The following is a 19,700-nucleotide window of genomic DNA, read 5'->3' as shown; positions in this document are numbered from 1 at the left end:
TGATTTATGGAAAAAGAAAAATTTATTAAAAACATCCCTTTTGCAGAGGTATTAAAAATGGAGGAGCTTACAACTTACCAAGAGGGAAAAGTTATAAGCAGAACCTTAGCGCAGAGGGAAGGCTTGAGTATAACATTATTTGCCTTTGATCAAGGGGAAGGAATAAGTACCCATTCAGCACCTGGTGATGCAATGGTATATATTTTAGATGGCAGTGTAGAAATTACCATTGGAGAAAATAAATTAATCTTATCAGAAGGAGAAACCACAGTAATGCCTGCAAATATACCTCATGGTTTGAAGGCGATTGAGAAATTTAAGATGTTGTTAATTGTTGTAAAGCCAGTAAAATAATAGATTAGAAGTTTAAACAAGTATAAACATAAAATGATAATGAAAATTATTTCCGATTAAACCATACTGTTCATAGCGAAGTCATGGGGACGGTTCCAGCGTTTCCTAAGCGTAGTGAAGGACCGAAGGGAAAACGATGGAACTGTCCCCGTGGCGTAGCGTTGTTTGAAATAATACTGTTTATAAAGGTGGGTGAATCATGATATTACAATTAGAAAAAATCCATAAAAAGTATAATGATATACAAGTTTTTAATAATCTTTCTCTTGAAATAAAGGAAAGTGAAATAGTTTGTATCATAGGACCTTCCGGCTGTGGAAAATCTACGATTTTAAACTTGATATCCGGTTTAATTCAACCTGACCAAGGAGAATTAATGAATAAAAGTAACAAAATTGCTTATGTTTTTCAAGAAGATAGACTGCTGCCGTGGAGAACGGTATATAAAAATATAAAACTAGTGGATCAGCACAGCAGTAAAGAAAAAATTGATGAACTAATAACAGATATGGGTTTAAAAGGCTTTGAAAATAAGTTTCCACATCAACTTAGTGGAGGCATGAGGCAAAGATGCTCAATAGCCAGGGCCTTTAACTATCAATCAGAATTACTCCTTATGGATGAGCCTTTTAAATCTTTGGACTATGATTTGAGAAGGAATATGGTCAATCATTTAGTTAAGCTTTGGAAAAAGACGCAAAATGCTATTGTATTTGTAACACATGAAATAGACGAGGCCTTACTTTTAGGAAATAGAATCATTGTTTTGTCTGATAGACCCACAAGCATACTAAAAGTTTTTGAACTAGGCTATCCTCAGGATCAAAGGAGTTTACAGGATGAAAGATTTGCTGGAGTTCGCAATGAAATTATAGATTTATTATCTAAAAGAAAGAAAAGGGGTGCATAAAAATGAAAAGAATGATGGGTTTATTATTGAGCCTAGCACTGATGACTGTTCTAGCTGTAGGTTGTTCAAACAACACAGAAAGACAGCCGGAGAATACACCGGCAGAAAACGATGTAGAAGCTGCTGCTGAAGTAAAACAAGAGGAAAAAATTCATACCAAGGTTGCAGCACCTTCAGGAGCACCGACTCTGAGTATGATAAAAATGTTTAAAGAAAACCCTTCTTTAGGAGAAAACGTAGAAGTAAGCTATGAGTCTGTTAAATCGCCGGATTTAATGGCTTCAAGATTGATGTCAAGTGAAGTAGATATTGCGGTAGTTCCAACCAATCTTGCAGCAAATATTTATAACAAGGGAATTCCCTATCAATTAGCAGCTTCTAATGTATGGGGTGTACTGTATTTAGTAAGCAGTGAAGATATAAATGACTGGAATGATTTAAAAGGCAAAGAAATTGATACCATAGGCAGAGGTTTAACGCCTGATATTGTATTAAGATACTTATTAAGCAGCAATGGCATAGATCCTGAAAAGGATGTAACTTTAAACTATCTTGGAGAAGCAACGGAACTGGCGTCTGCTTTTATAGCAGAAAAAAGTAAAATTTCCGTTATACCTGAGCCAGTGCTTTCAAATGTCCTTATGAAGAAAGCAGATACAAAAGTAGTCTTAAATCTTCAGGAAGAATGGGCAAAGACGACAAATATGGACTCCAGCTATCCACAAGCTTCTTTAATTATAAGGAAAGATATTATAGAAAGTTATCCAGAATTTGTAGAAGCTTTTCTGAAGGAGTTTGAAGAGAGTATAAACTGGGCAAATGATTATCCAGCTGAAGCAGGAATTTATAGCGAAGAATTACAAACTGGATTAAATTCACAAGTGGTGGAAAAAGGTATGGAAAGGTCAAATATTAAATTTGTCAATGCCATAGAGGCTAAAAGGGCTATTGAAACCTATTTAAAAATATTACTTGAATATTCACCGGATATAGTGGGAGGTAAACTACCGGATGATGATTTCTACTTCAAAAAATAAAGAGTACAAAGAAATAATCTATACCATTATTTCTGTAGTAGTATTAATTATGTTATGGAAAATTTTAGCTATATGGGTGGGAAAAGAAATTATTCTACCTTCACCGGAAGCTACCTTCAGTAAGTTAATTATGATTATCAGAGCAGAAAATTTCTTACAGTCTATATTAAGTACACTAATTAGGTCTATGCTGGGATTTTTTATAGCCTTTCTATTGGCCCTTATTTTAGGTATGCTTGCTGGCTTTTTTAGACCTATATATTACTTATTGAAGCCTGTAATAATTATCAACAAAGCTGTTCCAACCATGGCAGTGATTCTTTTAGCCCTTATATGGCTTGAATCAGAGAAGGCCCCTATTTTAGTAGGCTTCTTGGTGATTTTTCCACTTTTATACTATAATGTTGTTGAAGGCATTCGAAATGTAGATCAGAAGCTTATTGAAATGGTAAAATTGTATAAAGTAAACAAAATTAAAATGATAGGAGAATTATATATTCCTTCTATAAAATCTTATTTAATTGCAGGTGCTTCAACTGCATTGGGTCTAAATCTAAAGATTGTTATAGCAGCAGAGGTGCTAAGTCAACCCAGAATCTCTATAGGAACAAACTTTCAAATAGAAAAGGCAAATCTTAATACGGCAGGAGTATTTGCCTGGGCAATTATTGCCATCGTAATGGCTGCGGTTTTGGACGGTGTGGTAAAATTGATGCAAAAAAACTGAGACTTTTATCTTAGTGTTGGGTTAAAAACTGTAATGAAATATTAACAAGGAAAAAGCAAGAGAGCAGTACCGCTAATAAAAACATAGATGAGAATATATTTTTTCATAAATGTATTTCATAATTAAAATGAACGGATTCTATGATTCAACACTTCTTAATCGTATTTAAAGAAGTGTTATTCTTTGTAAAAAAATTATTTGACATGCAAAAAATAGAAAAGGTCATTAATAGAATGCTTTAACGCTGCTGAATGTTCAAAACTATGCCTATCCTTTATCTTCTAATGTTGCTCATCGCTATAAAATAAATTTAATTATGAAAAAAGAAAGTTTGAAATTTATCCTACGGTGTATTGTTAAAACCTCCATTTCTAGGTGAATAAACTAAGTGATTAACATCAAATCAAAGATTTGGGTTATCTACTTATGCAAGTGGAAGATCAAGCCCTACTTCCTCCCCCTAAATTGTAGCCGAATTTTATATGTGAAAAAGTCTACAAAATAATTTAAGTTGAATACACTAGTTTTAAGCAACTATTTACTTGTTATAAACTTCCAAAAACTTGAGGAAGAGACTATAGAAGAAGCACCTCAAATGATTTAAGAAAAAACAAGTATTAGAAATAATACATTGGCAAAAAGCAATGTCGTAAAAAAGGAGAGGAAAAGTAATGGGTGAGTGTAAGTGTCAGAAGCCTAAGTCAAAATCTGAAAGTGAAAAGTGCAGCGAAAAGCAAACCAAAGAATGTCATGGAGACGACAAAGGACACCCTTGTAACTGCGAAAAAAAATAATAGAATTATAGTATGAAACAGCAGCAGGTATCTTGAGAAATATTAAGGGATATCTGCTGCAAATTTTAAAACTTCCAATGTTTTTTATACAAATCATTTATTTCTGTTGTTAAAGATGTAAATAATAGAAATAGTAAAATACAAAAAATACTTAATTAGAGAGGATAAAAATATGAGTGAAATCGCCAAAAGATTAAAAGAATGCAGAAAACCTACAGGAGTACCTGGAAAACTTGTTGTAGAGGACATGAATGAAAAACACTTTGAGCTAACTGGTTGGGGTCTTCAAAAGGTAAGTATTGAAGAAAATAGTATGATTTTAGATATAGGATGCGGTGGGGGAAGAACGGTAAATCGATTGGCTTCTATGACAACAAAAGGCAAAGTTTTTGGTATTGACTATTCAATGGATTGCGTAAATTGGTCAAAAGAATACAATCAAGAGCTTCTTCACCAAGGTCAAGTAGAGATTCTACATGCTAGTGTAGAAGAAATGCCCTTCGAAGAGGATAAATTTGATTTTATTTTTGCAGTGGAGACCATCTATTTTTGGCCTAATCTTTTAGAAAATTTGAAAGAAGTGCGAAGAGTCTTAAAGCCATCAGGCAAATTCATCATTATCAACGAAATGTATGCCAGCGAGAAATTCAAAGAAAGAAATGAAGCATTTGCTGCAACAGGAAATATAAAAATACATACACCTGAAGAATTGAAGGAGTTATTAGAAAAAGCAGGTTATCATAGCATAGCCATAGATTTGGTGGAGGAAAAAAATTGGTTGTGCTGTGTGGGGGAAAAATAAAGAGAGCTTGTATTTCTAACCGAATTATGATAAATTATTACTGGACAGTTCGAAAGCCTCCTGTCTCTAAACAAAACTAAGGCACAAAACTAAAGAACTATTTCTTTTTTGTACCCATTGTTTTTTGCGTATGTTTATTGAGGCTGCCTTATTTTAGGCAGCCTTTTTTAGTGTCTTTGAATTTTCTGTTGATTTAGGGAGAAGTCGTGGATCTTGGTTATTAAAATTTAAAGATAGAGGCTGGCATAATATAGGTTTTGTTGAAGGGAGATTAAGATGAAAAGGGTAGGATTAACAACGACAGTACCGGTAGAAATACTATTAGCAGCAGGGGTAATGCCTGTGGACTTAAATAATATTTTTGTTACCAGTGGTAAGGCATTGAACCTAATAGAAGCCGCAGAAATAGATGGTTTTCCAAGAAATATTTGTGCATGGATCAAGGGGCTGTATGCCGCTGCTATAGCTGAAGGGATTGATACCATCATCGGTGTGACAGAAGGGGATTGTTCTAATACAAAATCCCTTATTGAAGTATGGCAGTCAAAAGGCATTGATGTAATTTCTTTTGGTTTTCCACAAAAACGTCAATATGAGGAAATACTACAGGCAATCAATGGTTTAATGATGCATTTTCAGGTTAACATAGAAGCAGCAGAGGAAATCAAAAGAGAGCTATATCCCATACGTCAACGAGTAAAATATTTAGATGAATTGACTTGGAAATATAATAAAGCAACAGGTTTTGAAAATCATTTATGGCAGGTTTCCTGTAGTGATTTTAATAGTGATCCACAGCAGTTTTCAATAGATCTCGAGAAGGTGATTAGAAGCATAGAAAAAAGAAGATCCTTCGGTGACAAAGAGGTTAGACTAGGTTATATTGGTGTGCCGCCAATTATTGATGATCTCTATACACTGATAGAAAACAATCAAGGAAGAGTTGTTTATAATGAAGTTCAAAAAGCCTTTACTATGGCGGAGAATGATGTAGATGTGGATATCTATCAAATGTATTTAAACTTTACCTATCCTTATGATTTGCAAACCCGCTTAAAGGATATCAGGGCAGCGATCATAGAAAGAAAACTGGATGGAATTATCCACTATACCCAAAGCTTTTGTCATCGTGGCATTGAAGATATTGTCATAAAAAAAGAGCTCAATCTTCCTATATTAACCATAGAAGGAGATATGCCAGGAAAAGCAGATGCCCGCACAAAATTAAGGATAGAGTCCTTTTTGGATATGTTAAAGGACTTAAAGGAGTGAAATAATGAGGATACTAGGCATAGATATAGGAAGTCGTTCAGTGAAAATGGTAGTTTTTGAGGATAAAAAAATATTACGAAACAAGATCATCAGTACAATGAAATTTTATAGAGATCATTGCTTGACTGTAGATGGAAAAGTGGTGATTGACCTTGTCTCCGTAGGTTTTCATCAGATAGATAAAATCATCAGTACCGGTTATGGTAGAAACAATATTCAGGTGGCAGAGGCTTTGATCATTAATGAATTAAAGGCCCATGTGTATGGCAGTATCTATCAGACGGGTTTGAAGGATTTTACCCTATTAGATATTGGTGGGCAGGACTTTAAAGTCATAAAAGTAGAAAATGGTATCATGGTGGATATGATTTTAAACGATAAGTGTGCTGCCTCTAGTGGAAGATATTTGGAAAACATGGCAACCCTCATTGAAATATCTTTAGAAGAGTTGAAAAGGCATTATGGAAATCCAGTGCATTTAAATACCACCTGTGCTGTTTTTGGAGAGTCAGAATTGATTGGGCAGATTGCCCTGGGTCATGGTATACCAGAGCTTGCAGCAGGGATTAATTACTCCCTCTATCAGAGAATAAAACCTCAGATTAAAAAACTAAGGAACAAAATCCTTGTGTTAACCGGTGGTGTAGCACAGAATGATGCCATGATACATTATTTGAAGAAGGATTTTGGTGAAGTTATTCTTCCCCAGTACCCCCAGCTAAATGGAGCAATAGGGTGTGGCTATTTAGGCATGATAAAAGAAAGGAAGGAAAGGCATGTATAAAAAACGAATTGATGTAACCAAAATTTTTACTTTTGACAGTGCCCACCATTTAGAAAATTATGATGGTGATTGCAAATACTTGCATGGTCATACCTATAAACTGGAGATTACAGTTCGGGGAAAAACCGATGCGTGTGGAATGGTGATAGATTTTAGTGAATTAAAAACAATTGTGAAAAAAGAAATCATTAAACCTCTGGACCACCGTTATTTAAATGAAGTTTTAGACTTCAATCCCACCTGCGAAAACATGTTGGTATGGATCTTTAATAAATTAGAAGATTTACTAAAAAAGGAGCGGTATTGGCTGCAAAAAGTAGTTTTATGGGAAACACCAACAAGTTTCGCCACTTTAGAAAAGGAGCAATACGATGTTGAAGGTTAGTGAGATATTTTTAAGCATACAGGGAGAAAGGAAGTGTTATTTTTTGCAAAAATAATGGCACTACATATGCCAAAGACGATAAAGAACTTAAGTTTGGTACTAAATAAACATAACTTTTGCAGGAGATGAAAGCATGAATTTGTTTAAAAAGAAAGACAGCTGATAGCAGGATGTACATGCTTAATTTTACTATTGCAAAATGGTTAAAAATGGTATATACTTTATTTAATATGATACTGATAATCAATATCATATTATTAGGAGGTTCTTGTTGATGATAGAAAATGTATCTGAAAAACATAAAGTCTTTAATCCAAAAAACAAAAACTGTCCTGTATGTGCCATGCTGAACAGCATCTACACAACTGATTCCTTTCAAAAAGAAATGCAAATGCCTGAAGAAATGGGAAAGGGCTATTATCGTAGAATTATTGTCAAACCTTCAATGGAAATAAAAATATCCGATATAACTTTTTACAAAGGTATTACCATGGGAGAAAGACAAGGTGATCCTGCTTATTATCTTGCATTTTGTTTAGGGGAAGCCCTTCAGTGGAGAGTAGAAGAGGATAAAAAAGAGTATGAGCTAAAGTGTGGGGAAAGCTATATTTTCAATGGAAATCAGGGAAACAGTATATGCAGCTATAATCCAGGACAGCGGTTTTGCGGCCTTGGTATACAGTTGGAGGCTGAAATGATAACAAGTCTTGTTCATCATATGGGAAAAGAGCACCCTGAAGAATCCTATAGAAACCATTCTTTTTATAAGAGAAAATTTTCACCTAACATTAAGCTGATCCTAAATGAGATGATTCATTGTCCTTATCGAGATCAGGTAAAAAGAATATATCTTGAAGGGAAAATATTAGAACTGATTGCTGTTTATATGAATGAATCTATCTTTGAAAACGGGGATCTGTATCCTTCACCCAGCCTTTCTTCATCTGATATAAAGTCACTTTATCAAGCCAGAAGGATTCTTGATGAAAGCATCACAGCACCACCAACCATAGGAAAGCTGGCAAGATTGGTATATCTTAATGAATATAAGCTTAAAACCGGATTTAAGGAATTGTTTGGTATGCCTGTTCATGCCTATGTTATTGACAAAAGATTGGAGCGGGCACGTTTTTTAATGGAGAATAAAAAGTTGAGTGTTACGGATACAGCTCTTTCAGTGGGTTATAGTGATGCCAGCCATTTTGCAGAAAAATTTAGAAAAAAATATGGTATGAACCCATCGCAATACAGTAAAAGTTTATAAAAATATCTGTCTTAGGAACAGGGAAGAAATGATTTCTCTGTTCCTAAATTTTTTTTTGGCATAAAATTTATCCCTTTTGGCGTAGAGAGAGAGAGGAGAATGAGATATGATTTTCTTATCATAGAAATATGATAATGAATATCAATATCTATGCGAGGTGAAGGTAATGAATGATGCTATTGTAACAAAGAAAAAGACAGGTATTTCCCGTCTGTTGGAGATTGCAGGGGAGAAACGAGGTCTGCTGGTGCTTTCAGGTATACTATCAATCATAAGCACCCTATTGATGTTTGTTCCTTTTATAGCTACTTATTTTATTGTGGCAGAGCTTTTAAACAATGCAGCAAATCCAGCTTTGAGCAATATTTTTCTCATTCGTCAATGGGGCTTACGGGCACTATTGTCTCTTTTAGGTGCTCTTTTATTTTTGTATGGGGTTTGATGGCCTCTCATATTGCTGCTTTTCGCATCCTTTATAGTCTTAGAATCCGTTTAGCAGAGCATTTAGCGAAGCTGCCCATGGGTTATCATACACGCCAGTCTTCAGGAGCTATAAAGAAAACACTGGAGATGAGCGTGGAGAAAATAGAAGGTTTTATTGCCCATCAGCTTCCCGACTTTGTAGGGGCGGTAGCATTACCTTTTATTATGCTATTTGGCATGTTTCTTCTTGAGTGGCGTATGGCTTTAGCCTGCGCTGTGCCAATTGTGGCTGCCTATCTATTGCAATCCATTGTCTTTTTTGGTAAAGAAGGAAACCTTGCTATCAAGCATTATCATGATGCTCTAGAGCAGATGAATGCCGCAGGCGTCCAGTATGTGAGGGGAATGTCTGCCGTCAAGGTGTTTGGTCTTACAGTAGATACTTTCTTGAGTTTTCATAACGCCATCAACGGCTATCGGGATTGGGCAGTAAAATACACTAAGTTCTGCAAACGACCTTACATCATCTTTATGACGATTCTTGCATCGCTTTTTTCCTTCATTCTTCCAGTAGGTATTCTGCTTCTTAGCGGTCAGCCGGATCATCAAGCCTTTGCCTTGACATTAATGCTCTTTCTTGTATTGGCTCCAGGTTTATCTGTTCCAATGATGAAGCTGATGTATTTAGGTGGAAATATGCGTCTTATTTCGGAGGGTGTGGAGCGAATTGACGAGATTTTTGCTCAAAAACCCATCGTCGAACCGTCAATTTTGAAAATTCCTAAGGATTATAATATAGAATTCGACAATGTAAGCTTCACTTATGACAATAAGGATGCTGCAACCCGTACAGAAGCACTGACCTGTGTATCTTTTATTACAAAAGAGAAGGAAATAACCGCTTTAGTGGGACCCTCTGGCAGTGGAAAATCCACCATCGCCAATTTAATCCCTCGATTTTGGGATATCACCTCTGGTAGTATTCGTATCGGAGGTATGGATATACGGGATATAGGTACGAAGAAATTGATGGAGATCGTCTCCTTCGTATTTCAGGATGTGCATCTTTTCTATGATACGATTGAAGAAAATATTCGCATGGGCAAGACAAATGCTATCCATGCTGAGGTCATTGAAGCAGCAAAGGCAGCCTGCTGCCACGAATTTATCCAAGATTTACCCCAAGGCTATCAAACCAAAATCGGTGAAGGAGGCACTTATCTTTCGGGTGGAGAAGCACAGAGGATTGCAATTGCCAGAGCAATTTTAAAAAATGCTCCCATCTTAGTACTGGACGAAGCCACTGCCTTTACCGATGCGGAAAACGAAACAAAAATACAAGAGGGATTAAGTGCCCTCATCAAAGGAAAAACAGTCATCATCATCGCCCATAGATTATCTACAATCCGTGAGGCCCAACAAATTCTTGTGGTGGATGGTGGGCAGATTGTAGCTTCCGGCAGACATGATGAATTAATCCAACAAAAAGGACTCTACCACCGTATGTGGGAGGCCCATATAGATGCAGGAGCATGGGAATTTTCTAAAAAAATAAATCAAAGGCGGTGAATATATAATGAAAAAATTTTTTTATAATATATCCAGCGGCAATCCTAAAGCACTTGTCATGCCTTGCTTTGCCTCTTTTTTAGAGGGGATTTGTAAAATAGTGCCTGCGGCTCTTATTTTTGATGTAATTAACACCCTATATTTCTCCTTTACAAATCCTGAAATACCGCTAAATATTGAAAGATTATGGAGAGTATGCGGCATGTTGATAGGATGGATGGTGGTACAGTATTTGATCTCTGGCTTCGCCTACAGTAAAACATTTACTGCCGCATACGATGCCTCCGCCAATGGCCGAGCTGCCCTTGCAGAACATCTCCGCAAGCTATCCTTGGGTTTTTTGGGCAGTCGGGACCCAGGGGATCTTACCACCATGATGCTGGGAGATTATGCAACTGTGGAAACCACTATTTCTCACTATGTGCCCCAGTTAGTCAGCGCTACAGCCTTTCCCATCATAGCTTTTATTGCATTGCTATTTATCAACTGGCAAATGGCCATTGCTATGTTTATTGCTTTACCCTTCTCTATTTTGATTGTATGGCTTTCAACAGGACTTCAATTGCGGCTTGGCAAAAATCATGTGAAAGCCAAGGTGGACAGTGCCAGCCGATTGCAGGAATACCTGTTTGGTATGCGGGAGATTAAATCTCATAACCTTAGCGGCGAGAGGTTTCAGCGACTTCAGGAAGCTTTTGCACGTTTAATGAGGGAGTCAATCCGGCTGGAGGGCATGATTGGTCCTGTGATGGTGGTGGCAATAGCACTGATGCGGGCAGGCCTTACCCTGATGATTTTTACGGGGACCTTTCTTCTTGTAGGGGGTCAGCTTACTTTGCCTGTATTTCTTGTGTTTTTACTATTGGGCACTCGTGTCTTTGAACCTTTGACGATGGTGTTTATCAACTATGCTGAAATACGTTATTCGGTTTTAAGTGCAGAGCGTATCATGCAGATTCGTCATGAAAAACCTCTGTCTGGAGAAAAAAATCCTCCTGAGGGAAATTCTATTGAATTTCAGGATGTTACCTTTGCTTATGACAACACCGACGTCCTTAAAAATGTATCCTTTTCTATTCCTCCCAAGAGCATTACAGCTTTGGTAGGACCTTCCGGCAGTGGAAAGAGCACAATAACTCGTCTTATTGCAAGATTTTGGAATGTGCAGGAGGGCAGGGTGTTGATTGATGGAGAGGATATCAAAGAGGTTGACCCTGAAAAGCTGCTGACACGGATTTCCATGGTATTTCAGGATGTGTATCTTTTCAAGGATACCATTCGCAATAACATCAGCGTTGGAAAAATCAATGCCTCCCAGCAGGAAATTGAATGGGCGGCAAAGCAGGCCTGCTGCCATGACTTTATCATGAAACTGCCTCAAGGTTATGATACATCTGTGGGAGAAGGGGGATGCACCCTTTCAGGGGGAGAAAAACAGCGGATATCTATTGCCAGGGCACTTTTGAAGGATGCTCCTATTGTACTCCTTGACGAAGCCACTGCATCCCTTGATCCTGAAAATGAAACCCAGGTCCAACAGGCCATTAATGCTTTGGTGAAGAATAAGACTGTGATTATCATTGCTCATCGATTGAAAACCATAAAAGGAGCAGATAAAATCATCGTATTAGAGAAAGGAAAGATCCTAGAGGAAGGAACACATGAAGCGTTATTGGAAAAACAAGGCTTGTACCATCATCTGTGGCGTATTCAGCAGCAAGCCTCAGGCTGGAGGGTGCAGGCATTATAAATACAGAAATAAAGGTTGAACATCGGGGAATCAGATGGAGATTCTACTCCTTCTGATTCAAAGCTCATCTATAGAAGTGGGGGTCTTAACCCAGTAAAGTATTTGATTAAGGAGTGATACCAATTGGAAACAAAATTAAATGAAAAAGACAAACAGAAACAAATGATTCTTTCAGAGAATTTATGGAAGGTAATGTATAGCATTTCATGGCCGGCAGTGATTGCAATGGTATTATATGGACTGAATTCAGTATTTGATGCGATATTTGTAGGGAGGTTTGTTGGAGAAACAGCATTAGCAGGAGTTTCCATAGCCTATCCATTGTCTCAAATCACCCTTGGATTAGGTTCTCTAATCGGTGTTGGTGCAGGATCAGCCCTTAGCATCGCCTTAGGAGCAAAGGACAAAGAGACTCAGAAAAAAATATTAGGCAATGTGAATTATCTAGCCATTGTTGTAACAGTGATCTACGTAATCCTTGCATTGTTATTGACAACACCTCTGGTTAAAGTAATGGGGGGTGTAGGGGATGCATTAGAGATAGGCAGAACCTATTTTCAAATCACTGTCATAGGGGCATTATTTTGGATTTATGGTTTAGCAGGAAACATGATTGTTCGTGCCGAGGGAAAAATGAAAACAGCTGCACTGATTATGGCACTAGGGCTTATGGTGAATATTACAGCCAATTATATTTTGATCGTAGTGATGGATATGGGGGTTGCAGGAGCAGCCTGGGGGACAAATCTTGGTATGTTTGTATATACAGCTGCGGGTTTTATCTATTTTGCAAAAGGCAAAGCGTCCTTTGAGGCCCACTCCTTTAAATTTTTTAGAGATAAAAAGATGATAAAAGATATTTTTTCCATGGGGATGCCATCTTTAATTATGAGTGTTATGAGTCTTGTGCAGGCTGTAGTGGTTTTTAATGCTTTATCCAGATATGGCAGCACTTATGATTTAGCTCTTTATGGTGCTATATATAGAATATTTACTTTGTTGCTGACACCAATCTTTGGATTGATGAGGGCATTGCAGCCTGTTATCGGCATTAATTATGGTGCAAAAAATAATCTTCGTGTCATCAGCAGCTTTAAAATATTTGCAATAGCCAGTACCTTGATGATGCTGCCCTTTTGGATCATCACAATGCTTGTACCTGAAGCTGTATTGGGTTTAATGTTTACCAATAAAATATTTGATGCTACTAGTTTACTATACTTTAGGACGTATATGGCGCTTTTGTCTATTTTACCTGTTATATTTATGATGATGACATTTTATCCTGCTATTAATACAAGGAAAACCAGCCGCAATAATAGGTATTGCACGACAATTGATTTTTTATATACCTGTAATGTGATAGAATCTAATTTTTACCTCTAGAAAAAACATAGCGTAAATCTCAGAGGTTTTCCTTTTTAAAGCTCAAAAATACCTCCAAGAGTCGAAATAGTTTAGAATAAACTGTATAATATCCATAAAAGCAAAAGTGAAGCTGTATACTGCTTAATTAATAAAATCTTAAAGTTTATATTATGCTTTGTTGTGTATTCTGCATTTTACAACTTATAGCGATGCTGCTTAAGTTAATTTTAAAACTTAGAAACAGAATAGATTATTATTGGGAATTTTGACTGCTTGTATTTCTAATCCAATTATGATAAATTATTAATGGACAGTTCGAAAGCCTCCTGTCTCTAAACAAAACTAAGGCACAAAATTAAAGAATAATTTCTTTTTTGTACCAGTTTTTTGTGTATGTGTATTGAGGCTGCCTTATGATGAGGTAGCTTTTTTAATTTTATTAAATCTTCCTATATTAACCATCGAAGGGGATTTACCGGGAAAAGTTGATGTCCGTGCAAAATTAAGGACAGAGCCCTTTTTGGGTATGCTCAAGAACTTAAAGGAGTGAAAACAATGAGAATACTGGAGACAGTGCCCAACATTTAGAAAATTATGACGGTGATTATAAATACTTGCATGGACATACCTATAAACTGGAGATTACAGTTCGTGGAAAGATCGATGATTGTGGGATGGTGATAGACTTCAATCCCACCTGCGAAAACATGTTGGTATGGATCTTTAATAAATTAGAAGGTTTACTAAAAAAGGGGAGGTATGATGCTGAAAGTTAATGAGATATTTTTAAGTATACAAGGAGAGGGGATTTCTACAGGCTATCCTACTGTGTTTCTTAGATTGGCTGGCTGCAATCTGCGATGTCGTTATTGCGATACCAGCTACTCCTATGCAGAAGGGGAGGAAATGACGGTAGAGGAAGTCTTTAAAAAAGTAACCTCCTATGGTTATAAAAGAGTTTGTTTGACAGGGGGAGAACCGTTACTACAGCAGGAAATAAAGATACTTTTAGCAGCCTTGAAGGAATATGAAATAAATATTGAGACAAATGGGTCCGTGGATATTTGTTTATTTCCCCTTGGAGAGAATCATCGCTTTACCATGGATATAAAAACACCTTCTTCTGGTGAAGCAGATAGTAATTGTTTAAGCAATTTTAAATATCTTCGTGAAAAGGATGAAATAAAAATCGTCCTTGGGGATTATCAAGATTATTTATGGGCAAGGGATCTTTTAAAACAACATTATAAAAAAGGGATCATTACTTTTTCTCCCATTTATAATAGGATTGATCCTAAAAAAATAGTTCAGTGGATGCTGGAGGACAGGATAGATGCACGTTTTCAATTGCAGCTTCACAAGATTCTATGGCATCCAGAGGCAAGAGGAGTTTAAAAGGAGGGAAAAAACTTATGAAAAAAGCAGTAGTACTATTATCAGGAGGGTTAGATAGCACAACCTGTATGGCAGTTGTGAAAAATGAAGGCTATGAGCTGTATCCAATTTCCTTTAATTACAACCAAAGACATAAGAGAGAATTAGCACTGGCTAAAAAAATTGCTGCCTATTATGGCGCAGAAGAACATGAAATTATTTCCATGGAAAATGTAGGGGGTAGTGCATTGACGGATATGTCAATAGATGTGCCAGTCTATAAAGGAGATCATCATATTCCTATTACTTATGTACCAGCTAGGAATATTTTGTTTTTAAGTTATGCATTAGGCTATGCAGAAGTCATAGGAGCAGAGGCGATTGTGATAGGTGTCAGCGCGGTGGACTACAGTGGGTACCCTGATTGTAGACCAGAGTTTATTGAAGCCTTTCAAAAAATAGTGGATGTTGGAACAGCAGCAGGTGTTGAAGGAAAATCTATTAAAATTATAACACCTCTGATTCATTTAAGTAAAGCGGAAACCATCAAACTAGGCCATCAACTGCAAGTCCCCTACCATTTAACCACTAGCTGTTATAATGGGGAAGAAAAAGCTTGTGGCGTGTGTGATAGCTGTGTGTTAAGGCTAAAGGGCTTTGAGGAAGCAAAATTAGAAGATCCCATTGCGTATAAATAACAAAGCAAAAATAAGGTGTGACCAATATATAAAGGCCGAGAATATTCTTGGCTTTTTTATATAAGTCGAAGGGAACCATAGGATTCCCTAGCGAAAGCGCCATAGGCGCTCTTTTTATATTGATGGACTAAAAAACCTTCTATTATTTACCAAAAATAGGAGGATATACATAAAACGTGTAGAAATAAAAATAATGTAAAAGTAGATTGATGATTAGAAGGAGGGAAATATCATGTCCTTAGTTGGTTATGTTGTAATTTTTCTTGTAGGTATAGGAATTTTACTTGCTTTGTTTTTGAGACATGTTGGTAAAAAGATGTATACTTCTACTAAAGGCGAAATAATAAAGAAATATGAAAATCCCCGTAAAGCCCTTTTGGTAATTGATGTACAAGAAGGTATTACTGGCAGGATGGCGCTGAAACCCTATAAAGATACTGAAGAAAAGATTAAAATGATCAATAAAGTAATTCAACATGCTTCTGACACAGGAGTGGAAGTGGTTTATATTAGACATGCATTTAAAGACAGCTTTATTTATAGAATGCTAACACGCGGCAGATTAATTGAGGGGCACCCAGGCGTTGAAATTGATTCAAGAATTAAGGTAATAAGTGAAAATAATTTTACAAAAAACATATCGGACGCTTTTTCAAATGTGGATTTAGATAAATTTTTAATAACTAACCAAGTAAACGAGCTTTACCTTGTTGGTCTAGATGCAGTATACTGCGTATATTACACTGCTATAGGAGCCTTGAATCGAGGTTATAAAGTGAATGTCATTGAAGAAGCGATATTGACACATAAAACACAGGAAGAGGTAGCTAAACTTTATCAGAAAAGTGGAATAAAGCTATCTTCTAGCAAAACATTGACGGAAAAAGAAATCTATTGAGGCAAGGGAGAAGCAAACAGGATGTGTCTAAGAGGAAGAGTCACTATTGGCGTGCTTTGTGGGATATTAGGGCTTATTATATCTTTGCAGTTTAATATTGTTAAAAAAGAAATAAAAGGGGGACACTTATCAACACAAAGGCTTCAACAGCTAACCATGGAATTGAACAATCTCAAAACAGAAAAAGAGAAATTGAATGAAGAATTAGTGTATTTAGAAGAACGTTTAAAGGCATATGAAATGTCTGAAGCGGATAAAAATTTGACGATAAAGAACCTGAAAAAAGATTTAGAACGACATCAATTACTAGCAGGATATAAAGAAGGGAAAGGACCGGGGATCGTTATTACTGTTGATGATCCTCCTAAGGATTTTTCGGTGGCAGGAGAAGAAAGTACAGTTATGTACTATTATGATTTTTTAATAGCTCTAATAAATCAGCTTAATGCTGCGGGGGCAGAGGGGATTTCTATTAACGATCAAAGGTATATAGCAACGACTGAAATTCACACTGCCTCTAATACGATGTTGATTAATGCTGTGCCTACTAGACCTCCTATTACGATTAAAGCTATCGGTAATCCTGAAGGTCTAGAGGCTGCGATGAATATGAAGTTTGGTATTATATGGACAATGAAGGAAGAAAATTTGCAGGTAAATGTGAAGAAAGAAGATGCTATTGTCCTACCAAGATATAATAAAGTAATTCAATATCAGTATGCAAAACCAGTGGAATATGATGATACAGAATAAAATTTTTCCGCTAAGGTATTCCAACAACTTTGTAGATTTATACTTTATATAATAATAAAGATTTGCCACTAAAATGGCAAATCTTTTTATTCTATAAAGAAAACTGCTAGCTAAGCGGATTTTTATCTCATAAATAATTTTTAAAACAAAGGAAGGATATTTTTATCTTGTAGAGAATATATTTGTTATAAATGTAAAGCATTACATTTTGAAAGGAAGAGTTTTGTGGCAATAACGATAAAGGATATAGCAAGGATGGCTAAGGTTTCAACGGCCACCGTATCGCGTGTATTAAACAATCCAGATAAGGTCAGTGAAGAGAAGAAGGAATTAGTAAATAAAATTATGTATGAGATGAACTATCAGCCAAATGCCCTTGCAAGAGGACTTATAAGAAACCAAACGAAAACAGTTGGCGTAATTATCCCTGATATTAACAATCTTTTCTATCCCGCTGTTGTGAGAGGAATTGAAGATGTCTTTGAAATCAATGATTATAATGTGTTCTTATGTAATACAGATCAGGATATTGAAAAGGAAAAAAAGTATATGAATACACTTCTTGAAAAAAGAGTGGATGGTATTATTCTTATGGGTACAAGGCCAGTAGACCCCTGTAAAAGTAATCATATCGGGAGAATAAGTAGCAAGATTCCTCTTCTTATGGTTAACGACTATGTTTTAGGAGCAGGTGTTTATGCAGTTTTAACTGACGAAGTTGAAGGAGCATATAAGGCAGTAAAATATTTAATTGATTTAGGGCATAGAAGAATAGCTTATATTACTGGAGATGGCAGCTATACAACTTATCAAAACAAACAAAAAGGTTATGAGATAGCACTTCAGGAACATGATATAGCAATGAATAAGGATTTTATTATTCATAATTTGCCCTATCCGGAAGGTGGGAAAAGAGCTGCTCTTCAACTTTTATCCAAGAAAGAGGAAAGACCTACTGCCATTTTTGCTGGCAGTGACCAAATAGCAATGGGTGTTATGAAGGCTGCCTATGAAATAGGATTAAAGATTCCAGAAGATATCTCCATTGTGGGATATGCTAATATACCTATTTCAGGAGATTTATATCCGGGGCTCACAACGGTTGACCAGTATCCCTATGAAACCGGGAAGCTTTCTGCTGAAATACTAACAAAAATAATTAACGGTGAACAGATTCATCAGAAAAAATTTATTATGGAACCTCAGTTGTTAGTAAGGCAATCCTGTAGTGCTCTTGTGTAAATTCATTTGCAGTTAAATGCAAAGCTTTACATACTCATGCAATCTAGATCATTAATTTTATGCTTTAACAAAATCATAGGCTGTTTTGTTTGAGGCCATTCTGAATACAGAGAAGATATGGTTATCTATACACCTAAAATTGTAGAGCTAAATAAAAACGCACACTACTGCGGCCTGGCAGTTGTAGCTATGGAGGTATTTGTTTTCAATAAATTTTAAAGGGAGATGATGGCAAGATGAAAGCTTTAGTGTATACTGAGCCAAGAAATTTCAATATTATGGAGGTTGATACTCCTGCCTGCAAGGAAAACCAAGTTTTAATAAAGGTAGCTGCTTGTGGCATCTGCAAAACTGACGTACATATACATAATGGACAGTTTTTATCGAAGTTTCCGCTGACACCGGGACATGAATTTACAGGTGTCGTTGAGGCTGTTGGATCAAAAGTGACTGCATTTAAAAAAGGTGACAGAGTGGTAGCAGATAATACTGTCTTATGTGGAGAATGTTATTATTGTAGAAGAAACCAGCCTTTATACTGCGAGAATTTTCATTCCTTAGGGGTAACAGGCCCGGGAGGATTTGCTGAATATGTGATAGTAAATCAAGATAAGGTTTTTGGTATAAGTGATGGCTTGAGTTTTGATATAGCCTCTTTTGCTGAACCTACCGCCTGTGCAGTTCATGGCATGGATAGGATAGATGTTCAAAATGGAGATAATGTTCTAATGTTTGGTGCTGGACCTACAGGAATCATTCTAGCGCAGCTTTTAAAATATGGAGGTGCGGGAAATATCGTGGTGGCGGCTCCCTCTAAGTTTAAACTGGATATTTTAGAAGAACTGGGCATCGCCGAAACGGTTGTGATAGATAAGCAGGATGAAAGTGTACATGAGGAAAAAATTAAGAGCATGTATCCCAAGGGATTTGATATTATTATAGATGCAACAGGAGCTGCTTCTGTCACCCAATCCTGTTTTAAGTATGCAAAAAAAGGTTCTAAAATTGTTATTTACGGTGTGTGCGATGAAGCAGATAGGATTAGCATAAGTCCCTATGAAATTTTCGCGAATGAATATAAAATCATAGGTTCGTTTGCACAGACCCACTGTTTTGATAGGGCAATCAATGCTTTAGAAAAAGGCATTGTGAAGGTTGATAAGCTTATTTCCCACAGATTTAGCCTGGATGAATATGCAAAGGGGCTCGATACGGTCATCTCTGGAAAGCAGAGTATTAAAGTGTTGATTCAGCCTTAAGGGAGTAGGTATAGAAACATTAAGATAAAATGAGACT

At 36.5% G+C, this 19,700-nt stretch carries 20 protein-coding genes and 1 pseudogene; all 21 read left to right on the top strand.

The features are described 5' to 3' along the window. The first annotated feature begins 6 nt into the window (after positions 1-6). Positions 7-354 carry a cupin domain-containing protein gene (locus BJL90_RS00200; protein WP_070963247.1) on the top strand — a complete coding sequence of 116 codons (348 nt, stop codon included), beginning with the start codon at positions 7-9 and terminating at the stop codon, positions 352-354. Between the two features lie 199 nt (positions 355-553). Further along, on the top strand, positions 554-1,264 hold the full coding sequence (locus tag BJL90_RS00195) for an ABC transporter ATP-binding protein (RefSeq protein WP_070963245.1): 711 nt from the start codon (positions 554-556) through the stop codon (positions 1,262-1,264). A 2-nt stretch (positions 1,265-1,266) separates the two neighbouring features. Next, positions 1,267-2,301, top strand: a complete 1,035-nt coding sequence (locus tag BJL90_RS00190) for an ABC transporter substrate-binding protein (protein ID WP_070963244.1) — start codon at positions 1,267-1,269, stop codon at positions 2,299-2,301. Beyond that, on the top strand, positions 2,276-3,028 hold the full coding sequence (locus BJL90_RS00185) for an ABC transporter permease (protein ID WP_070963242.1): 753 nt from the start codon (positions 2,276-2,278) through the stop codon (positions 3,026-3,028). Before BJL90_RS00190 ends, BJL90_RS00185 begins: the two co-directional genes overlap by 26 nt. Positions 3,029-3,699: 671 nt before the next feature. Beyond that, on the top strand, positions 3,700-3,822 hold the full coding sequence (locus tag BJL90_RS22985; RefSeq protein WP_257786393.1) for a hypothetical protein: 123 nt from the start codon (positions 3,700-3,702) through the stop codon (positions 3,820-3,822). Positions 3,823-3,994: 172 nt separating this feature from the next. Continuing rightward, on the top strand, positions 3,995-4,624 hold the full coding sequence (locus tag BJL90_RS00180) for a class I SAM-dependent methyltransferase (protein ID WP_070963240.1): 630 nt from the start codon (positions 3,995-3,997) through the stop codon (positions 4,622-4,624). Positions 4,625-4,900: 276 nt separating this feature from the next. Continuing rightward, entirely contained in the window at positions 4,901-5,896 is a 996-nt protein-coding gene (locus BJL90_RS00175) for a 2-hydroxyacyl-CoA dehydratase family protein (RefSeq protein ID WP_070963238.1), read from the top strand. A 4-nt stretch (positions 5,897-5,900) separates the two neighbouring features. Beyond that, entirely contained in the window at positions 5,901-6,680 is a 780-nt protein-coding gene (locus BJL90_RS00170) for an acyl-CoA dehydratase activase (RefSeq protein ID WP_070963236.1), read from the top strand. Beyond that, the gene (queD, locus tag BJL90_RS00165) at positions 6,673-7,065 is read left to right on the top strand and encodes a 6-carboxytetrahydropterin synthase QueD (RefSeq protein ID WP_205684264.1); all 393 of its coding nucleotides are present in this window, start codon (positions 6,673-6,675) and stop codon (positions 7,063-7,065) included. The genes BJL90_RS00170 and queD overlap by 8 nt, the downstream gene beginning before the upstream one ends. A gap of 274 nt (positions 7,066-7,339) precedes the next feature. Beyond that, on the top strand, positions 7,340-8,329 hold the full coding sequence (locus tag BJL90_RS00160; RefSeq protein ID WP_070963235.1) for a helix-turn-helix transcriptional regulator: 990 nt from the start codon (positions 7,340-7,342) through the stop codon (positions 8,327-8,329). 157 nt (positions 8,330-8,486) lie between these two features. Next, positions 8,487-8,771: a hypothetical protein gene (locus BJL90_RS22630; protein ID WP_236904993.1), complete on the top strand. Its 285-nt coding sequence runs from the start codon at positions 8,487-8,489 to the stop codon at positions 8,769-8,771. Next, positions 8,771-10,321, top strand: coding sequence for an ABC transporter ATP-binding protein (locus BJL90_RS00155; RefSeq protein ID WP_236904992.1), 1,551 nt, complete (start codon positions 8,771-8,773; stop codon positions 10,319-10,321). Before BJL90_RS22630 ends, BJL90_RS00155 begins: the two co-directional genes overlap by 1 nt. 7 nt (positions 10,322-10,328) lie before the next feature. Continuing rightward, positions 10,329-12,071: an ABC transporter ATP-binding protein gene (locus tag BJL90_RS00150; protein ID WP_070963233.1), complete on the top strand. Its 1,743-nt coding sequence runs from the start codon at positions 10,329-10,331 to the stop codon at positions 12,069-12,071. 123 nt (positions 12,072-12,194) lie between these two features. Beyond that, on the top strand, positions 12,195-13,457 hold the full coding sequence (locus BJL90_RS00145; RefSeq protein ID WP_070963231.1) for an MATE family efflux transporter: 1,263 nt from the start codon (positions 12,195-12,197) through the stop codon (positions 13,455-13,457). A gap of 563 nt (positions 13,458-14,020) precedes the next feature. Continuing rightward, a pseudogene (locus BJL90_RS23225) lies at positions 14,021-14,215 on the top strand (6-pyruvoyl trahydropterin synthase family protein); the annotation flags it as partial. After that, positions 14,202-14,834 (top strand): 7-carboxy-7-deazaguanine synthase QueE, encoded by a 633-nt coding sequence (locus BJL90_RS00140; protein ID WP_236904991.1) that lies wholly within the window; start codon positions 14,202-14,204, stop codon positions 14,832-14,834. The pseudogene BJL90_RS23225 and the gene BJL90_RS00140, both read left to right, overlap by 14 nt. A 17-nt stretch (positions 14,835-14,851) precedes the next feature. Continuing rightward, entirely contained in the window at positions 14,852-15,511 is a 660-nt protein-coding gene (gene queC / locus BJL90_RS00135) for a 7-cyano-7-deazaguanine synthase QueC (protein WP_070963229.1), read from the top strand. A 232-nt stretch (positions 15,512-15,743) separates the two neighbouring features. Next, positions 15,744-16,409, top strand: coding sequence for a cysteine hydrolase family protein (locus BJL90_RS00130; protein ID WP_070963227.1), 666 nt, complete (start codon positions 15,744-15,746; stop codon positions 16,407-16,409). 21 nt (positions 16,410-16,430) lie between these two features. Beyond that, entirely contained in the window at positions 16,431-17,162 is a 732-nt protein-coding gene (locus BJL90_RS00125) for a DUF881 domain-containing protein (protein ID WP_070963225.1), read from the top strand. 225 nt (positions 17,163-17,387) lie between these two features. Continuing rightward, positions 17,388-18,404 (top strand): LacI family DNA-binding transcriptional regulator, encoded by a 1,017-nt coding sequence (locus BJL90_RS00120; protein WP_070963223.1) that lies wholly within the window; start codon positions 17,388-17,390, stop codon positions 18,402-18,404. A gap of 236 nt (positions 18,405-18,640) precedes the next feature. After that, on the top strand, positions 18,641-19,663 hold the full coding sequence (locus BJL90_RS00115) for a zinc-dependent alcohol dehydrogenase family protein (protein WP_070963221.1): 1,023 nt from the start codon (positions 18,641-18,643) through the stop codon (positions 19,661-19,663). Positions 19,664-19,700 lie beyond the last annotated feature (37 nt).

The sequence above is a fragment of the Clostridium formicaceticum genome (genome assembly GCF_001854185.1).
Lineage (GTDB): Bacteria > Bacillota > Clostridia > Peptostreptococcales > Natronincolaceae > Andreesenella > Andreesenella formicacetica.
Note: the sequence above shows the minus strand (reverse complement) of the source record. Positions and strands in the feature narration are given on the sequence as shown.